The following is a 17749-nucleotide window of genomic DNA, read 5'->3' on the forward strand; positions in this document are numbered from 1 at the left end:
CTCATCCTTCCTTACGGGTCGGGGTGGTGAGCGGGATGGTGGTCGTGCACACGTGCGCGCCGCCGGCCATGGTCGACAGGCGCTGCACGTGGACGTCGAGCAGCCGGGCGAACGCCCGGGTCTCGGCCTCGCACCACTCCGGTGTGCGGTCCGCCAGCTCCTGCACCGGGCAGTGGCCCTGGCACAGCTGGACGGTGATGCCGCCCGGTCCGGGACGGACCGAGGCGGCGAAGCCCTGGGCGCCAAGCGCCTCCGCGAGCGCGGCGACCTTGCGGTCCATGGGGTCCTGCGGGTCGATCGACGCGCGCAGGGAGGTCTCGAGCTCCCGGGCCTTGGACTCGACGAACTCGTCGAGCCCGCCGCGGTCGCGCAGGAAGTCCATCGCGTCGGCCGCGACGGAGCGGTAGGCGGTCGGGAGGGAGCTCTGCCCGTCCCCCGTGACCACGAAGGACCGGGCGGGACGGCCGCGGCCGCGCACGTGGACGCCCGGGGGCTCGTGCTCGGCGATGTGGCCGTCGTCAATGAGCTGCGTGAGGTGGCGGCGGACGCCCGCCGCGGTCACGCCGAGCTCCTCCGCCAGCGCCGCGGCGGTGATCGGTCCGGCGGTCGCGATGAGGGACAGCACGCGGTCGCGCGTGGTGTCGACGGACATGACTGCTCCTTTGGCTCGCGAGGCTGGGGACCGCACCGGGGCGCGGGGACGCCCGGTGTCGCGATTGCACAACATTCTCGTTGCCGAATTATTCCGCCGCAAGCAAGGCGGACCTAACCCGGAGGCCCGCCGCCCCGTCACCCCTCCACACAGAAAATGCGCGGCTCCACACACCGGGCGGCGTGTCGTCGGCGTGTCGCGCGGATATCAGCATTTTCGCGGCGGCTTCGGGCGGGCGTGTGTGGAGAGGTGACGTGGACGGGGGCGGTCCTCGCCCGGTTCTAGGATGTGGCCGTGAGCACCGTCGCCGACACGTCCCCCGTCCGCTCCGTCACCGGTTTCCTGGGCCGCCATGCGCGCGGGCTCACGCTCGCGAACATCCTCGCCCAGGGCGGCATCATCGTCACCGGCGGCGCGGTGCGGCTCACGGGGTCGGGGCTGGGCTGCTCGACGTGGCCCGAGTGCGAGCCGGGCCGGTTCACGCCCGAGTTCCACGCCGAGGCGGGCCTGCACCCGTTCATCGAGTTCGGCAACCGGACGCTCACGTTCGTGCTGCTCATCATCGCCGTGGCGCTCGCCGTCGCCGTGTGGCGCGCCCGCCCCGAGCTCAAGTGGTGGGGCCTGGTGCCGCTGCTGGGCGTGGTGGGCCAGGCGGTCGTGGGCGGCATCACCGTCCTGGTCGAGCTGCACCCGCTGGTCGTCGCGCCGCACTTCCTGCTGTCCACCCTGCTGGTGTGGAACGCGGTGTGGCTTGCCCTGCGCTTCCGCGACGCGCCCCGCCGCGCGGGTGCGCCCATGCCCTGGCATCGTCGCACCCTCACCGTCCTGCTCGCGGGGCTGCTGGTGCTGGGCGTGCTCACCACCGGCGCCGGGCCTCACTCGGGCGACGCCGAGGCCACCGAGCGCCTCGCGCTCGACCCGGTCGCGGTCGCGCGCATCCACGCGCTCACCGTGTGGGCCTTCGTGATCGTGTTCGCCGCGCTGGTGTGGCGCCTGCGCCGGGACGTCTCCGCGGGCGGCCGCGACGAGGTCCGCAAGGCCTGGCTGGTGCTGGCCGCGGTGACGGCCGCGCAGGGCGTGATCGGCTACACGCAGTTCTTCCTCGACCTTCCCGAGCTGCTCGTGGGCCTGCACCTCGCCGGCGCCGCGGCGCTCACGGGCGCGCACGCCGCCTTCCACTACCTCACGCGGGCGGAGCGGACCGCCGCATGACCCGCGAGGTCACGCTCGCGCACGTCGAGCAGGCGGCCCGGGTGCTGGCCGGGGTGGCGCAGCGCACCCCCGTGGACCATGCGTCGTACCTGTCCGAGGTGCTGGGCGTGCCCACCTACATGAAGCTGGAGAACCTCCAGCGCACCGGCTCGTTCAAGCTCCGCGGCGCCACCTACCGGCTCTCCCGCCTCACCCCGGAGGAGCGGGCACGCGGGGTGGTCGCCGCATCGGCCGGAAACCACGCCCAGGGCGTGGCCTTCGCCGCCCAGCAGCTGGGACTCGACGCCACCATCTTCATGCCGCTGGGCGCGCCCGTGCCCAAGCTGCTCGCCACCAAGGGCTACGGCGCCACGGTCAATACCGACGGCGCCACGGTCGAGGAGTGCCTCGCGCTGGCCGCCGCGCATGCCGAGCGCACCGGCGCGGTGATGATCCACCCGTTCGACCACCCCGACGTGATCGCGGGCCAGGGCACCATCGGCCTCGAGATCCTCGACGAGGTGCCCGACGCGGACACGATCATCGTCCCCATCGGGGGCGGCGGGCTCATCTCCGGCGTGGCGGTGGCCGCCAAGGAGCGCGCGGCGCGGGAGGGGCGGCCGATGCGCATCGTCGGCGTCCAGGCCGCGGCCACCGCGGCGTTCCCGCCGTCGCTCGCGGCGGGCCACCCCGTCACCATCGACCGCTCCCCCACCATCGCCGACGGCATCGCCGTCGTGCGGCCCGGCGAGCACACCTTCCCGATCGTGCGCGAGCTGGTCGACGAGGTGGTGACGGTCAGCGAGGACGACCTCGCGCGCGCGGTGCTCACGCTGCTCGAGCGCACCAAGCTCGTGGTCGAGCCCGCGGGCGCCGTGCCCGTGGCCGCCATCCTGGCCGGCCTGATCGAGCCGACCGGACCCACGGTCGCGCTCGTCTCCGGCGGGAACATCGACCCGATGCTGCTCCAGCGCATCGTCGCCCACGGCCTGGTCGCCTCGGGCCGCTACATGACGCTGCGGATCCCGCTGCCGGACCGGCCGGGCCAGCTCGCGCGGGTCTCGGAGCTGCTCGCGTCGGTGGGCGCGAACGTCATCGAGGTGCTGCACACCCGCCACGACCTGGGCCTCGCGCTCAACGACGTGGTGCTCCAGGTGAGCGTCGAGACCCGCGGCCCCAACCACCAGGGTCAGGTGCTCGAGGCGCTGCGCGCGGCCGGCTTCTCCCCCGCGGTCGCGGGCGACTGAGCGGAGCGCCCACCTACCAGAGCGAGTGCACGACGTCGGCGGAGCCCCAGCCGATCGTCTCGCACTTCTCACGGAACGCGAGGAGCGCGGGCAGGTTCGAGTCCTGCTCGTCCGCGTGCGCGAGACGGCTGTGGTTCTCGACCCCCGCCGCGGTCTCGTACACCTCGGCGAGCAGGAACTGCACGTTGCCCTGACCATCGTGGCTCTTGGACACCATGTACTGCAGCAGCGCCAGGTCACCCTCCCGCGGATGTGTGCGCTCCATCCACGCAACGTGGGACGCGAAGATCCGGTCGCCCTCGGCCTCATGCTCCTCAGGACACCTGAAGGCCGCGAAAAACTGCGCCTTGCCCGTGTAGTCCGCCATCGGATCCCCCCTGTTCGGACCGTCATCACGCTAGGCCCGGCCCGCGCGATCCGCAATAGAAGCCGGACGTACGCCCACCGCGCGCGGCCGTGGCCTCAGAGACCCTAAACGGCGCTCCGACGACGGTCCGCCGGCGCGAGCATCCACGGCGCGTCCGCGGGACGCAGCGTGGACCACCCGGACCGGCGCGCGCGGTCCAGGGCCAGCGCGCCGATGACGATCGACGACGCATGGACGCGGCCGTCCGCGATCGCGTCGAGCACCTGGTCGAGAGGCACCCAGGCCCCCTCCATGTCGCGCTCCTCCTCGGAGCGCACGTGCCGCTCGGCCTCCGGCACCGGCGAGACGTCGCGCGCCAGGAAGAGCCGGACGCTCTCCGAGCTGCCGCCCGCGGACGGGAAGTAGTCGGTGAGCGTGTGCCATGTGGCGGCGGTGAGGTCCGCCTCCTCGTGGAGCTCGCGGGCCGCGGCCTCGACGGGGTCCTCGTCGGCGACGTCGAGCAGGCCGGCCGGCGGCTCCCAGCACTCGCCCCCCACGGGGTGACGGTACTGACGCACCAGGTACAGGCGCTCGAGCTCGTCGAGCACCAGGATCCCCACGGCGCCGGTGTGCTGCACGAAGTCGCGCGTCACGCGGGCGTGCTCGAGGTCCACCTGGTCGCTGACGACGTTCCAGACGCGGCCCGCGAAGCACTCCTCGCGCGCGAGGATCGGACGCGACGCTGCCCGGTCGGTGGGCAGGCCGTCGGCCTCGAGCGTCACGCGGTTGCGACCGAGTCGGCCTGCGCCGCCTGCGCGGAGCCGCCCTGCGCGGCGCCGCCCGGCGTGGAACCGTCCTGCGCCGCGATCGCCGCGCCGATCAGGCCCGCGAACAGCGGGTGCGCCTTGGTGGGACGCGACAGGAACTCGGGGTGCGCCTGGGTGGCCACGTAGTACGGGTGCACGTCCGCGGGGAGCTCGACGAACTCGACGAGCGAGCGGTCGGGGCTCTCGCCCGAGACCACCAAGCCCGCCTCCTCGAGCTGCGCGCGGTACGCGTTGTTCACCTCGTAGCGGTGGCGGTGGCGCTCGCCCACGGTGGACTTGCCGTACGTGGAGGCGACCACGGAGCCGGCCTTGAGGACCGCGGGGTACTCGCCCAGGCGCATCGTGCCGCCCAGGTCGCCCTTGCCCTCGACGATCTCGAGCTGCTCCTCCATGGTGGCGACCACGGGGTGCGGGGTGTCCGCGTCGAACTCGGAGCTCGAGGCGCCCTCGAGGCCCAGCACGTTGCGCGCGTACTCCATCACCATGGTCTGCATGCCCAGGCAGATGCCCAGCGTGGGGACGTGCTTCTCGCGCGCCCAGCGCAGCGCGCCGATCTTGCCGTCGACGCCGCGCACGCCGAAGCCACCCGGGACCAGGACGCAGTCGACGCCGCCGAGCGCCTCCTGGGCGCCCTCGGGGGTCTGGCAGCGGTCGGACGCGACCCAGCGGATGCGCACCTTGGCGTTGTGGTGGAAGCCGCCGGCGCGCAGCGCCTCGCTCACCGACAGGTAGGCGTCGGGGAGGTCGATGTACTTGCCCACGAGCGCGACCTCGACCTCGTGCGAGGGCTTGTGGACGCGCTGGAGGACGTCGTTCCATGCGCCCCACTCGACGTCGTGGAAGGGCAGGTCGAGGCGGCGCACCACGTAGGCGTCGAGGCCCTCCGCGTGCAGCACCTTGGGGATGTCGTAGATGCTCGGCGCGTCGACGGCGTTGACCACGGCGGCCGCGTCGACGTCGCACATGAGCGCGACCTTGTTCTTGACCGATGCGGGGACCACCCGGTCCGAGCGCAGCACCAGGGCGTCGGGCTGGATGCCGATCGAGCGCAGCGCGGCGACCGAGTGCTGGGTGGGCTTGGTCTTCTGCTCGCCCGAGGGGCCGATGAACGGCACGAGCGAGACGTGCAGGAAGAACACGTGGTCGCGGCCCACGTCGTGGCGCACCTGGCGGGCGGCCTCGAGGAACGGCTGCGACTCGATGTCGCCCACCGTGCCGCCGATCTCCGTGATGATGACGTCGACGGACGGGCCGGCCTGCGCGCGCATGCGGCGCTTGATCTCGTCGGTGATGTGCGGGATCACCTGGACGGTGTCGCCCAGGTACTCGCCGCGGCGCTCCTTGGCGATCACCTGCGAGTACACCTGGCCGGTGGTGACGTTCGAGGCCGCCGAGAGCTCCACGTCGAGGAAGCGCTCGTAGTGGCCGATGTCCAGGTCCGTCTCCGCGCCGTCGTCGGTCACGAAGACCTCGCCGTGCTGGAACGGGTTCATGGTGCCCGGGTCCACGTTGAGGTACGGGTCGAGCTTCTGCATGGTGACCCGCAGTCCACGGGACCGCAGGAGGCGGCCGAGGCTGGACGCCGTCAGGCCCTTCCCGAGGGAGGAGACCACGCCTCCGGTGACGAAGATGTGCTTGGTAATAGCGTCCGTACCGGACGAGAATCGCGTTCGCTCCACGGGCTTCGACTCTATCAGCCGACGGTCCCCGACGCGGCGTCGGAGGTCCCCAGTCGGGCAGGAACATCGCCGTCACGGTAGTGCGGCAGCGCTCCGGCGAGCGTCTCCGCGACCGTCGCGGCGCCGGAGATGGGCGCCACCAGCGCGTCGCCGGCGACCGTCGCCAGATCGTCCCTGTCCTGGTAGTCCGCCACATCCGCGGCGGCCCCCACGACCGTCACCGGCGCGTCGTACGCGACCAGCGCCTCGACCACCGAGCCGAGCGCCTCGGACCCGTCGGCGACCACCACGACCGCGTCGACCGCGCTGAGCGACTCCCCCGCGACCAGGTCCGCCTGCGCGAGCAGGTCCCAGACCACCGCGCCGCGATCCGTGCCGGCGGCGTCGACGTCGGCCCGGTCGGCGCCCGTGGGCGCCGCGCCCGTGGCCCCCTGCACGAAGGCGTGCGCGAGCACGGCGGTGGCCGTCGCATCGTCCACTCCCACGAGAGATCCGGCCACCTGCCCGGCGAGCGCCTCGCGGAACGGCGCCGTCGCGGTGTCGCTCCACTCGGCGCTCATCGAGACGACCCCGGCGAGCTCGCCCCAGGCGTCGACGATGCGCGCCTCGAGCCCGGCGCGCATCGCGTCGTCGGCGGGCGCGTCGGGTCCGGTCACGAGCGCGACGCGCCGGTCGGTCAGCACGCCGGACAGCAGGTACGGCGCGACGCCGTCGAGGTAGCCCTCGGAGGCGTCGGCCGCGGCCTGCGCGGCGTCCCCGGCGGCCGTGGCCGCGTCGAGGTCCGCCTGGAGCCCCGCGATGGTGTCGGAGGAGCCGCCCAGGAGCGAGGTGCGCAGCGGACCCGAGCCCAGCAGCACCCCGAACGCGAGCGCGGCGATGCCCACCGCGCCGCCCAGGGCGAGCGCGCGGCGATCGCTCATCCGAGCAGCCCCGTCAGCCAGCTCCAGCCGTCGACGAGGGCGTCGCGCACCTCGGGGGTGCCCCACAGCGCGAGGCCCAGCGCGCCCGTGGCGAGCGTGAGCGCGGTGCCCACCGTCCATCCGCTGTAGCGGTGGCGGTAGACGTGCGGCAGGACGGCGCCGTCGACCACGACGCCCGCCGCGCGCAGCCGCGTGAGCAGCGCGGCGCCGGCGGTGGTCGAGCGGTCCTCGACGAAGTCGAGCAGGCCCTCGCGGCCGCCCGCGACGACGATGACGGACGCGCCGCCCGCGTAGGCCGCGAGCACGGCGAGGTCCTCGCTCGCGAGCGAGGCGTCCGCGACGTCGTGCGTGAGCCCGATCGCCTGGGCGCGCGCGAGGCCCGCCTCGGCGCCCTCGGGGTCGTGGACGATCACCTGGGTGGCGCGCCGCAGCGTCTCCTCGCCGAGCGCCTCGACGTCGCCGACGATGATCCGCGGCGAGATGCCCGCGGCCCGCGCGATGTCCGCGCCCTCGCCCACGCCGATGACGATGGGCCGGCGCTCGCGCACGAAGCGTCGCAGCGCGCGGTCGGGCTCGCCGGCGCGCGGGGTCACGATGACGACCGCGCGCCCGAGCACGGGCACGCGCAACGAGGGCAGGCCCACGCCGTCGAGCAGCAGGTCGGCGTCCCGTTCGAGCACGGCGAGGGCGTTCGCGGTGAACGATGCGACGTGGACGTGGAGGTCGGACGCGGCCTCGCGCATGCGGTCCTCGGCGGCCTCGCGGGTGAGGCGCATGCCCGTCGCGACATCCGCGCCGTCGATGCGCACCGTGCCGTCGACGATCTCGACGGCGGCGCCGTCGCGCACGCCGAGCACGTCGTGCCCCGCCGCGTCGATCAGCGGGATGCCGGCCTCGAGGAGCGTGCGCGCCCCGGTCGAGGGGAAGCGTCCGGAGACGGACGCGCGGGCGTTGACGACGGCCGCGGGACGATGCGCGGCGAGCGCCCGCGCGGTCCGCGAGTCGAGGTCGAGGGCGTCGATGATGGCGACGTCACCGGGACGCAGCCGGCGCAGGAGCGCCGCGGTCGTGGGCGCGACGCGGGCGGGCCCGGTCAGCGCGGAGGTGGTCTGGGCGGTCATGCCGCTCATGGTGCCACGCGGGCGGCCTCCCACAGCTCATGCGCGTGCGCACGCGCCGTGGCGGAGTCCTCGTGGCCCGACAGCAGCCGCGCGAGCTCCTCCACGCGCGCGTCGCCGTCGACCTCGCGCACGGCGGTACGGGTGGTGCCTCCGTCGACGCTCTTGGCGACCACCAGGTGGTGGTCGGCGTGCGCGGCCACCTGGGCCAGGTGCGTCACGACGATGACCTGGTGGGTGCGCGCGAGCGCCGCGAGCCGCTGGCCCACGGCGACGGCGGCGCGCCCGCCCACGCCGGCGTCGACCTCGTCGAAGACGAAGGTGTGGCCGCCCTCGGGGGCGTGGTCCGCGAGCGCCACCTCGAGCGCGAGCATGATGCGCGACAGCTCTCCCCCGGAGGCCGCCTGCGCGACGGGTCGGGGCTCGGCGCCGGGATGCGCGGCGAGCGTCATGGCGACCACGTCGGCGCCCGTGGGCCCCGGCTCCGCGGCCGTCACCTCGACGGCGAAGGCGGCGTCCTTCATGGCGAGCAGACGCAGCTCCTGCGCGACGCGCGCGGCCAACGCCGTCGCGGCGGTCGTGCGCGATGCGGTGAGGGCCTCGGCCGCCTCGCGGACGCGCGCGCCCAGCCGGGCCTCGTCCTCCTCGAGCGCGGCGAGCCGGGCGTCCCAGCCGTCGTCGGCCGCCACCCGCTCCTGCGCGCGCTCCCAGTACTCGAGCGCGCCGGGCAGGTCGGTGCCCAGGCGTCGCAGCAGGCCGTTCAGAGCCGAGCGACGGCGGTGGACCGCGTCGAGGCGGGCCGGATCCGCCTCGAGGTCGTCGAGCCGGCGCAGCAGGTCCGAGGCGAGGTCGGAGGCGAGGTACGCGAGCTCGGCGGCGCGGGTCTCGAGCTCGGAGAGGGACTCGTCGTGGCGGGCCGCCTCCCCGATCCCCCGGCGTGCCGCCTCGAGGGCCGCCGCCGCGGTCAGCTCGGCGTCCCCCGCGAGCGCCTCGTGCGCGCCGTGAACGCCCATGCGCACGGCCTCGACGTTCTCGAGCGCGCGCGCCTCCGCCGCGACGGCCTCGTCCTCGCCCTCGACGGGCTCGACCTCCTCGATCGCGCGCAGGTCGTCGCGCAGGCGGCGCGCCTCGGCGCGCTCGGCCTCCGCGCCGTCGCGCATCCTCTCGAGCTCGCGGGTCGCGGCGGTCCACGCCGCCCACGCCTCGCGGTACCCGGCCAGCAGCGCCCGGTGCTCCTCGCCCGCGTACTCGTCAAGCAGGTCGCGCTGGCGCGCGGCGGACCGCAGGCGTCCCTGATCGGCCTGGCCGTGGACGGTCACCAGGTGCTCGGCGAGGTCGCTCAGCAGCGCCTGCGGCACCGTGCGCCCACCCAGGGTCGCGCGGGATCGCGCGCGCCCCACCGTGCGGGTGACGATGATCTCCCCGCCGTCCGAGAGGCGGCCGCCCGCGTCCTCGACCAGGGCCAGCGCATCGTCCCCCGCCACCCCGAGCACGGCCTCGACCACGGCCTCCTCGGCGTCGCCGCGGATGGTGCCCGGGACGGCCTTGGCGCCCAGGATGAGCCCGAGGCCCGTGAGCACCATGGTCTTGCCCGCGCCCGTCTCGCCCGTGACCACGGTGAGCCCGGCGCGCAGCGGCAGGCGCGCGGCCTCGATGACGCCCAGGTTCTCGATGCTGAGCTCGTCGAGCATGCCTAGATCTCCGGGTTCCAGCGGTCGCGGCGCGTGCCGCGGAAGCCGTCGACCGGCAGCGAGAACTTGCGCACCAGGCGCTCCGAGAAGGGGGCGTCGTTCATGCGCGCCAGCCGCACGGGCTGGGTACCGCGGCGCACCTCGCAGCGGCCGCCGCGCGGCAGGTCGATCGCGCGGGCGCCGTCGAGCACCACCTGGCCGTCGCTCGAGGACCGCTCGAGGATCTCGATCGACACGCGCGACGTGGGCCCGACCACCAGCGGCCGGGAGAACAGCGCGTGCGCGGCGAGCGGGACCACCAGCACCGCGTCGACCTCCGGCCACAGCACGGGGCCGCCGGCGCTGAACGCGTGCGCGGTCGAGCCGGTCGCGGTCGCCACCACCACGCCGTCGCAGCCGAAGGTGGACAGAGGGTGGTCGTCGATGTCGAGCGCGACCTCCACGGTGGTGCGCAGGTTGGCGCGCTCGACGGTCGCCTCGTTGAGCGCCCAGCCGTGCGTGGTCGTGCCGTCGGGAGCGGTCACCACGACGTCGAGGGTGCCGCGTTCCTCGATGTCGAAGTCGCCGTCGGCCAGGCGCCGCGCGGCGTGCACCACGTCGTCGCGCTCGAGCTCGGCGAGGAAGCCCACGCGCCCCAGGTTGACGCCCAGGAGCGGGATGCCGGTGCCGCGCGTCATCGCGGCCGCGTGAAGCATGGTCCCGTCGCCGCCCAGCACCAGGGCGGCCTCGGCCGGCCCCGCCGGCATGCGATCGAGCTCCGTGCACACGTCCACGACGGCGTCGCCCAGGGTGTCGGCGACCAGGCGCGCGGCCTCGAGCGTCTCGTCGCGATGCGGGTTCGCCACGACGAGGATGCGCCGCGTCATGGCGTCCCTCCCGTCTGCTCGGCGATGGCCGCCCGGACCTCCGCCTCGTCGAGCGGGCGCGGCCGGGCGCCGTGGCCCTTAGCCTGCCATGCGCGCGAGCCCCACACGAAGAACTCGACGTTGCCATGCGGGCCGGGCAGCGGGGAGGCAGCGATCCGGTGGATCGCGACACCCTCCTGGACAAGGGACGATGCGACGGTCGCCACCGCGCGGGCCCGATCGTCGGCGTCGGTCACCACGCCGCCGCGGCCCAGGCGCTCGCGCCCCACCTCGAACTGGGGCTTGACCATGAGCAGCAGGTCGGCGGTGTCCGCGAGGGTCGACACGAGGGGCCTCACGAGCAGCGTGAGGGAGATGAAGGACACGTCCGCGACCACCAGGTCGGGCCGGTCGCCGCCCAGGTCCGCGGGGGTGAGCTCGCGCGCGTTGAGGCCCTCGCGGACGCGCACGCGCGGGTCCGCGGCGACCTGCGGGCTGAGCTGGCCGTGGCCCACGTCGATCGCGTGCACGCGCGCGGCGCCGCGCTCGAGCAGCACCTGGGTGAAGCCTCCGGTCGAGGCGCCCACGTCGAGCGCGAGCCGGCCCTCGACCGCGATCTCGGGGCAGGCGTCGAGCGCGCCCAGGAGCTTGTGCGCGGCCCGGGACACGTAGTCGGTGCCCTCGGAGGCCACCTCGACCCGTGCATCGTCCCCGGTCTCGAGCGAGGCCTTGTCGACGGCGCGGCCGTTGACCGTGACCAGGTGGCGCGCGAGCAGCTGCTGGGCGTGCGTGCGCGAGCGGGCGAGCCCGCGCGCGACGAGCGCGCGGTCGAGTCTCATGCCTACTGCGTGTCCTCGCGCAGGCGGGTCGCGAGCGCCTGCTGGACGCGTTCGAAGAACTCGGCCTGCTGCTCGAGATCGTCCGGCAGCTCCGTGACGGCCAGGAGCGCCTCGCGGACCTCCGCGGGGTACTCGACCTCGTTGTGCTCGGACTGCGACTCGGTGGTGTCAGCCATGATGCGTCAGGCTAGCGGCAGGCGAGGCAGCGTCTCAACCTCGAGGCGCTCCCCCGCGTCCGCCGCCGCCCAGGCCGCCGCGCACGCGGCGCGGATGCGGTCGATGGGGCGGCCGCCGTCGGCCACGAGTCGGCCCTCGGTGACGCGCGCGCGGGCCTCGCCCACGTGCCACCAGTGGTGGACCAGCTGCGGCTCGGGGTGCGGCTCGGCCAGGCAGCCCAGGTCGGTGCCCAGGAACGCCGGACGCTCCTCCGGCCGGGCCAGGATCGCGTCCTTGACGGTGGAGACGCCGGTGAAGACCAGCAGCCCGGGCATGTGCGCGGCGCGCGCGCCCTGGAGATCGGTGTCGAGGCGGTCGCCGATCATCATCGGTCGCTCGGCGCCAGCCTTGCGGGCGGCGAGGCGGAACATCTCGGGCTCGGGCTTGCCGGCCGCGAGCGGGGTCACGCCGGTCGCGGCCTGCACCACGCCCACGAGCGTGCCGTTGCCGGGTGCCATGCCGCGGTCGGTGGGGATGGTGATGTCGAGGTTGGTGGCGAAGAAGCGGGCGCCCGCGCGGATGGCGTACGCCGCCTCGGCGAGGTGCTTCCAGCCGACGGTCGGGTCGAAGCCCTGGATCACCGCGGCGGGGTGGTCGTCCGCGCTCGCGACGATCTCGTAGCCCTTGGCCGCGACCGCCGTGTGGAGCCCGGCGCCGCCCACGATGAGCACCTTGGCGCCCGCGGGGACGTGCTCGGCGAGCAGCTCCGCGCCCGCCTGGGCGGCCGTCATGACCTCGCCGGGGTCGGTGGGGATCTCGAGCTCGGTGAGGTGGTCGGAGACGGTCTCGGGCTCGCGGGAGGCGTTGTTCGTCACGAACATCATCCGCATCCCCGCGGCGCGCGCCGCCGCCAGGGCGGGCGGCGCCGTCGGGATGGCGTACGGGCCCTTGTAGGCGACGCCGTCGAGGTCGACGAGCGCGACGTCGAACTCCTCCTGCAGTGGCGCGCTCGTGCCCATCAGTCCGGTCATCGCGTGTCCCTCGCTCCTCGGTCGTGCTGTTCGTGCGTGCTCGGGGTCAGCGGTCCCCGGCGGGCTGGTCGCTACCAGGCTCATCCTGCCCGGGCGCCTCGTCGTCGTCCTCGAACTCGGCCTCGGGGTCGGGCAGCTCGGCCGTGTCGTACAGGACCACGTCCTCGTCCACCGGCTCCTCGACGGGCTCGGGGATCGAGGCCTCGAGCGCGTCCGCCTCCTCGTCGCGGCCCAGCACGCGCAGCGCCTCGACGCGCGCCTCGTCGATTCGTGCGCGCAGCTCCTCGTTCGGGGGGACGATGCGCGTGAGGACCAGGTGCGCGGCCTCCGCGTCTCCCATGTCCAGACGGGCGCCGGCGACGACGATCTGCATCTCCACCGCGGCCTCCCGCGAGAGGTTGTTGGCCTCGGGCTCCTGCGCGAGGGCCAGGGCGCGCTCGGGACGGCCCAGGCCGCGCTCGCAGTCCGCCATCGCGGGCAGGTGCTCGTTCGAGCCGCCCAGACGGCGGACGGTGCGGAACTCGCGCAACGCCTCCGCGTACCGGCCCGTCGCGTACGCGGTGAGGGCGGCGGCCTCGCGCACGACGTCCACGCGGCCGCCGCGCAGCGCCGCGACCTGGGCGTGCCGGTAGGCGAGCTCCGGGTCGATGTCGATGAGGTGGCCGGCCATGATCAGGTGGCGGCCCACGTCCTCGGCGTTGTCCTTGCTCAGGGTCCGCAGACGCGCGCGCACCGCGCGGTCGAGCTGGTTGTACGTGATCTCCTCGGGGATCTCCGGAGCGTCGACCTCGGGACCACGCGTGAGCGGCACGGCGGCGTTGCGGGGGCCGCGCTCGCGGTCGGCGCCGCCACGGTCCTCGCGGTACTGGCGGGGGCCGCCTCCCTGACGGGGGCCACGGTCGCCGTCCCGATCGAAGTTGCGACGGGGGCGGTCGTTGCGGTCGCCATCGAAGTTGCGGCGGGGGCGGTCGTTGCGGTCCCCGTCGAAGCTACGGCGGGGGCGGTCGTTGCGGTCGCCGTCGAAGCTACGGCGGGGACGGTCATTCCGGTCGCCGTCGAAACTGCGGCGGGGACGGTCATTCCGGTCGCCGTCGAAACTGCGGCGGGGGCGGTCGTTGCGGTCCCCGTCGAAGCTACGGCGCGGGCGGTCGCTGCGGTCGCCGTCGAAGCTACGGCGCGGGCGGTCGCTGCGGTCACCATCGAAGTTGCGGCGAGGCCGGTCATTCCGGTCGCCGTCGAACGAACGACGTGGCCGATCATCACCGTCGCGACGCGGACGGTCACCATCGAAGCTACGACGAGGCCGGTCATTGCGATCACCATCGAAGCTACGGCGCGGACGGTCGTTGCGGTCGCCATCAAAGTTACGGCGGGGACGGTCGTTGCGATCACCATCGAAGTTACGGCGCGGACGATCATCACCGTCACGACGCGGACGGTCACCATCGAAGCTACGACGAGGCCGGTCATTCCGATCACCATCGAAGCTGCGCCGAGGGCGGTCGTTGCGGTCCCCGTCGAACGAACGACGGGGTCGGTCGTCGCCATCGCGACGCGGACGGTCACCATCGAAGCTACGACGAGGCCGGTCATTCCGATCACCATCGTAGGAACGGCGCGGGCGCTCGTCGCCATCGCGACGCGGACGGTCCCCATCGAAACTGCGACGGGGACGATCGTTCCGGTCCCCATCGAAGTTGCGCCGAGGCCGGTCATTCCGGTCGCCATCGAACGAACGACGCGGACGATCATCCCCATCGCGACGGGGACGGCGCTCGCCGTCGCGGTCGGAGCCGCGCGCGGGACGCTGGCCGTCACGACGGTCGCCGCGTTCTCCCCCGCGGGGGTTGCGTCCGGGCCGCTCGTCGTAGCTGGGACGGCGTCGCTTGCGCTCGTCGTCGCCCGCGCTGCGGTCGTTCTCTGCGGCCATGATGCTCCGATCAAATGTGGGACTCGTCCCATTGTCCCTGAAGTCTCGCGCGAATCACCTGGTGAGACGGTCCCGGGTGGCGCGGCGGTGTGCGGTCGCGGCGCCTGGGGGCCGGCGAAGGCGGGACAATGGTGGAGATGACCTCCACCGACCGCTCCCTGCTCGCCCGGCTGCCCGAGACTGCGCCCGGCACGGACCCCGATCCCGACGCGGTGTACGAGGCATTCGCCTCCTGGGCCGCGGACCAGGGCACACCATTGTACCCGCACCAGGACGAGGCCCTGATCGAGCTGGTCTCCGGCTCCCACGTCGTCCTCGCCACGCCCACCGGCTCGGGCAAGTCGCTCGTCGCCGCGGGTGCGCACTTCGCGGCGCTCGCCGCCCACCGGGCAGGGCGCGGCGGCCGCACGTTCTACACGGCTCCTCTCAAGGCGCTCGTGTCGGAGAAGTTCTTCGCGCTCATCGAGATGTTCGGCACCGCCAACGTCGGCATGATGACCGGTGACTCGGCCGTCAACGCGGATGCGCCCATCATCTGCTGCACCGCGGAGATCCTCGCGAACCTGGCGCTGCGCGACGGCGCGCAGACCGATGCGTCGCTCGTCGTCATGGACGAGTTCCACTTCTACTCCGACCCCCAGCGCGGGTGGGCGTGGCAGGTGCCGCTGCTGGAACTGCCGCGCACGCAGTTCCTGCTCATGTCCGCGACCCTGGGCGACACCACGTGGCTCGTGGAGGACCTCGAGGGCCGCTCGGACCGGCCGGTCGTCGAGGTCGCGAACGCCGAGCGCCCCGTGCCCCTCACGTTCGACTACTCGGACGAGCCGCTCGCGGACGTGGTCGAGCGCCTCGTCGAGACCGGACGCGCGCCCGTCTACGTCGTCCACTTCACTCAGAAGGACGCGATCGACCGCGCGCAGGCGCTGCTGTCGATGCAGGTCGCCACTCGCTCCGAGCGCGACGCGATCGCGCAGGCGCTCGACGGCGAGCGCTTCTCCACCGGGTTCGGCAAGACTCTCAGCAGGTTCCTGCGCGCCGGCATCGGGGTCCACCACGCGGGCATGCTCCCCCGTTACCGCCGCATCGTCGAACGGCTCACGCAGCGCGGCCTGCTCAAGGTGGTCTGCGGCACGGACACGCTCGGCGTGGGCATCAACGTCCCCATCCGCACCGTGCTGCTCACCTCGCTCGTGAAGTTCGACGGCGAGCGCATGCGCCACCTCACCGCGCGCGAGTTCCATCAGATCGCAGGGCGCGCGGGCCGCGCCGGCTTCGACACCGAGGGCGAGGTGATCGTCCAGGCCCCCGAGCACGTCATCGAGAACCGCAAGGCCCTGGCGAAGGCCGGCGACGACCCCAAGAAGCGCAAGAAGATCGTACGCAAGAAGGCACCCGCGGGCTCCGTCAATTGGACCGATGCGACGTTCGAGCGCCTGCGCGACGCGCCTCCCGAGCCGCTCACCTCGAGCTTCCAGGTCACGCACGCCATGGTGCTCAACGTCCTGGCCCGTTCCAGGGACGATGCACGGGGCGGCCGGGAGATCCAGGATCCCGTTCTCGCGATGAGGGACCTGCTCGCGGCGGTCCACGAGTCGCCCGCGCAGCGCTCGGCGCACGCGCGCCAGGCGCTGCGGATCGCGCGGTCGCTCCGCGTCGCCGGCGTGGTCGAGCGCGTGCGCATCCCGGACCCGGCGCACCCGCGGGGGGCGCGTCCGTCGCTCCGCCTCACGGTCGACGTGCCGCGCAATTTCGCGCTCAATCAGCCGCTGTCCCCGTTCGCGCTCGCGGCGATGGATCTGCTCTCGCTCGAGTCGCCCGACCACGCGCTCGACGTGGTCTCCGTGATCGAGGCGACCCTGTCCGACCCGCGCCAGATCCTGCTCGCACAGCAGCACCAGGCCCGTGGCGAGGCGGTCGCGGCGATGAAGGCCGAGGGCCTCGAGTACGAGGAGCGCATCGAGGCGCTCGAGGACGTCACCTGGCCGCAACCGCTCGCCGACCTGCTCGAGCCGGCGTTCACGATGTACCGCCGCTCGAACCCGTGGGTCCTGGATGCGCAGCTGTCACCCAAGTCCGTGGTGCGCGACATGCTCGAGAAGGCCATGACCTTCGGAGACCTCGTGTCCGTGTACGGCCTCGAGCGCACCGAGGGCGTGGTCCTCCGCTACCTTGCGGAGGCCTTCCGCGCCATGCGCCAGACCGTGCCGGAGGAGCATCGCACCGAAGAGGTCGTCGAGATCACCGACTGGCTGGGTGAGATGGTGCGCTCCACCGACTCGTCGCTGCTGGACGAGTGGGAGCGCCTGTCGAACCCCGACCTCACGGCGGACGACGCGGATCCCGCCATCGCGGCGACCTCCAGCACGGTCGTCGGGGCGACCCGTCCCCTCAGCGCGACGCCGCGGGTGCTGCGCCGCCTCGTGGGCAATGCCCTGTTCCGCCGCGTGGAGCTCGCCTCCCGCGAGGACTATGCGGCGCTCGGATCGCTCGACGGCGGTGCGGGCTGGAACGCCCGTACCTGGGAGAACGCGCTCGACCCGCTCTTCGAGGATCAGGGCGACGACGCGATCGGCATCGGGCCGAACGCACGCTCGACCGCGCTGATCACCTTCGTCGACGCCTCCACGGACCCGTCCGAGGGGCGCGCCGCCGCGGCGCTACGGGCGAGCGGTCACGCCGAACTGCCGCACCGTACGTGGCTGGTCCGGCAGGTGATCGACGATCCGGCCGGGGATCACGACTGGGCGATCGTCGCCGCGGTCGACCTGGACGCGAGCGACGAGGCCGGCGCACCCGTGCTCGAGGTGCTGGCGGTCGGAGCCTCCTGACGACAGATCCGGTCGCCCGGCGTCAGTGCGACTCGACGATCCTCTTCCCCAGGGGGAACATCGACACGGGAATGAGCTTGATGTTCGCCCACGCCAGGGGCAGACCGATGATGGTCAGCGCCAGAGGGATCGCGGTGATCACGTGCGCGATCGAGAGAATGGCGCCGAAGGGCAGCCACAGGATGTTCCCCAGCAGCGACCATCCGCCGGCACCCGGGTCGTCGACCACCTCGCGGCCGAAGGGCCAGATCGCGTAGTTGCCGATCCGGAAACAGGCGACGCCTGCGGGAATACCGATGATCGTCACGCAGGCGAGCAGGCCCACCAGGATGTAGGCGATCCACAGCTCGATGCCCGCGAGGAAGAACCAGATGATGTTGAGAAGTGTGCGCACATGCTCAGGGTATGCGAAAGCCCCCCAACCGTGGGTTGGGGGGCTTTCGTGATGT

At 73.5% G+C, this 17749-nt stretch carries 17 protein-coding genes; 4 read left to right on the top strand and 13 right to left on the bottom strand.

The genetic code is table 11. The features are described 5' to 3' along the window. Window position 1 precedes the first annotated feature (1 nt). Complete coding sequence (locus AOM03_RS11130; protein WP_062381356.1) at window positions 2-652, bottom strand: helix-turn-helix transcriptional regulator; 651 nt, start codon at window positions 650-652, stop codon at window positions 2-4. A 294-nt stretch (window positions 653-946) separates the two neighbouring features. Here AOM03_RS11130 and AOM03_RS11135 point away from each other — a divergent pair, with 294 nt between their 5' ends. Together AOM03_RS11135 and ilvA are read left to right on the top strand one after the other, a co-directional pair. Then, window positions 947-1864 carry a COX15/CtaA family protein gene (locus AOM03_RS11135; RefSeq protein WP_162197282.1) on the top strand — a complete coding sequence of 306 codons (918 nt, stop codon included), beginning with the start codon at window positions 947-949 and terminating at the stop codon, window positions 1862-1864. After that, window positions 1861-3090, top strand: coding sequence for a threonine ammonia-lyase (gene ilvA / locus AOM03_RS11140; RefSeq protein ID WP_062381359.1), 1230 nt, complete (start codon window positions 1861-1863; stop codon window positions 3088-3090). The genes AOM03_RS11135 and ilvA overlap by 4 nt, the downstream gene beginning before the upstream one ends. A gap of 13 nt (window positions 3091-3103) precedes the next feature. On the opposite strand, the gene AOM03_RS11145 is transcribed toward ilvA, so the two are convergent. From AOM03_RS11145 to AOM03_RS11190, 11 genes are all read right to left on the bottom strand, one after another. Continuing rightward, entirely contained in the window at window positions 3104-3457 is a 354-nt protein-coding gene (locus AOM03_RS11145; protein ID WP_062381361.1) for a hypothetical protein, read from the bottom strand. A gap of 104 nt (window positions 3458-3561) precedes the next feature. Further along, window positions 3562-4218 (bottom strand): NUDIX domain-containing protein, encoded by a 657-nt coding sequence (locus AOM03_RS11150; protein ID WP_062381362.1) that lies wholly within the window; start codon window positions 4216-4218, stop codon window positions 3562-3564. Further along, window positions 4215-5942: a CTP synthase gene (gene pyrG, locus AOM03_RS11155; RefSeq protein WP_082092362.1), complete on the bottom strand. Its 1728-nt coding sequence runs from the start codon at window positions 5940-5942 to the stop codon at window positions 4215-4217. The genes AOM03_RS11150 and pyrG overlap by 4 nt, the downstream gene beginning before the upstream one ends. 14 nt (window positions 5943-5956) lie before the next feature. Next, a complete protein-coding gene (locus AOM03_RS11160; protein WP_062381364.1) occupies window positions 5957-6862 on the bottom strand; it encodes a copper transporter in 906 nt (301 codons plus the stop codon). Next, on the bottom strand, window positions 6859-7983 hold the full coding sequence (gene steA / locus AOM03_RS12835) for a putative cytokinetic ring protein SteA (protein WP_062381366.1): 1125 nt from the start codon (window positions 7981-7983) through the stop codon (window positions 6859-6861). The genes AOM03_RS11160 and steA overlap by 4 nt, the downstream gene beginning before the upstream one ends. Before the next feature lie 5 nt (window positions 7984-7988). After that, window positions 7989-9671: a DNA repair protein RecN gene (gene recN, locus AOM03_RS11170; RefSeq protein WP_062381368.1), complete on the bottom strand. Its 1683-nt coding sequence runs from the start codon at window positions 9669-9671 to the stop codon at window positions 7989-7991. 2 nt (window positions 9672-9673) lie between these two features. Continuing rightward, window positions 9674-10537 carry an NAD kinase gene (locus AOM03_RS11175; RefSeq protein ID WP_062381370.1) on the bottom strand — a complete coding sequence of 288 codons (864 nt, stop codon included), beginning with the start codon at window positions 10535-10537 and terminating at the stop codon, window positions 9674-9676. Next, complete coding sequence (locus tag AOM03_RS11180; RefSeq protein ID WP_062381372.1) at window positions 10534-11355, bottom strand: TlyA family RNA methyltransferase; 822 nt, start codon at window positions 11353-11355, stop codon at window positions 10534-10536. Before AOM03_RS11180 ends, AOM03_RS11175 begins: the two co-directional genes overlap by 4 nt. Before the next feature lie 2 nt (window positions 11356-11357). Further along, window positions 11358-11531: a hypothetical protein gene (locus AOM03_RS12760; RefSeq protein ID WP_156157730.1), complete on the bottom strand. Its 174-nt coding sequence runs from the start codon at window positions 11529-11531 to the stop codon at window positions 11358-11360. Window positions 11532-11537: 6 nt separating this feature from the next. Then, window positions 11538-12542 (bottom strand): HAD-IIA family hydrolase, encoded by a 1005-nt coding sequence (locus AOM03_RS11185; protein WP_062381374.1) that lies wholly within the window; start codon window positions 12540-12542, stop codon window positions 11538-11540. Window positions 12543-12588: 46 nt separating this feature from the next. Beyond that, window positions 12589-13230, bottom strand: coding sequence for a hypothetical protein (locus tag AOM03_RS11190; RefSeq protein WP_062381375.1), 642 nt, complete (start codon window positions 13228-13230; stop codon window positions 12589-12591). On the opposite strand from AOM03_RS11190, the gene AOM03_RS13100 reads away from it, so the two are divergent. Together AOM03_RS13100 and AOM03_RS11200 are read left to right on the top strand one after the other, a co-directional pair. Next, window positions 13219-14613 (top strand): hypothetical protein, encoded by a 1395-nt coding sequence (locus AOM03_RS13100; protein ID WP_082092364.1) that lies wholly within the window; start codon window positions 13219-13221, stop codon window positions 14611-14613. The two genes, AOM03_RS11190 and AOM03_RS13100, sit on opposite strands and share 12 nt — an antisense overlap. After that, complete coding sequence (locus tag AOM03_RS11200) at window positions 14610-17300, top strand: DEAD/DEAH box helicase (RefSeq protein ID WP_062381379.1); 2691 nt, start codon at window positions 14610-14612, stop codon at window positions 17298-17300. The genes AOM03_RS13100 and AOM03_RS11200 overlap by 4 nt, the downstream gene beginning before the upstream one ends. Before the next feature lie 22 nt (window positions 17301-17322). Here AOM03_RS11200 and AOM03_RS11205 read toward each other — a convergent pair whose 3' ends face one another. Further along, window positions 17323-17694, bottom strand: coding sequence for a YccF domain-containing protein (locus tag AOM03_RS11205; protein ID WP_062381381.1), 372 nt, complete (start codon window positions 17692-17694; stop codon window positions 17323-17325). Window positions 17695-17749 lie beyond the last annotated feature (55 nt).

This window comes from Demequina pelophila, assembly GCF_000971175.1.
GTDB lineage: Bacteria > Actinomycetota > Actinomycetes > Actinomycetales > Demequinaceae > Demequina > Demequina pelophila.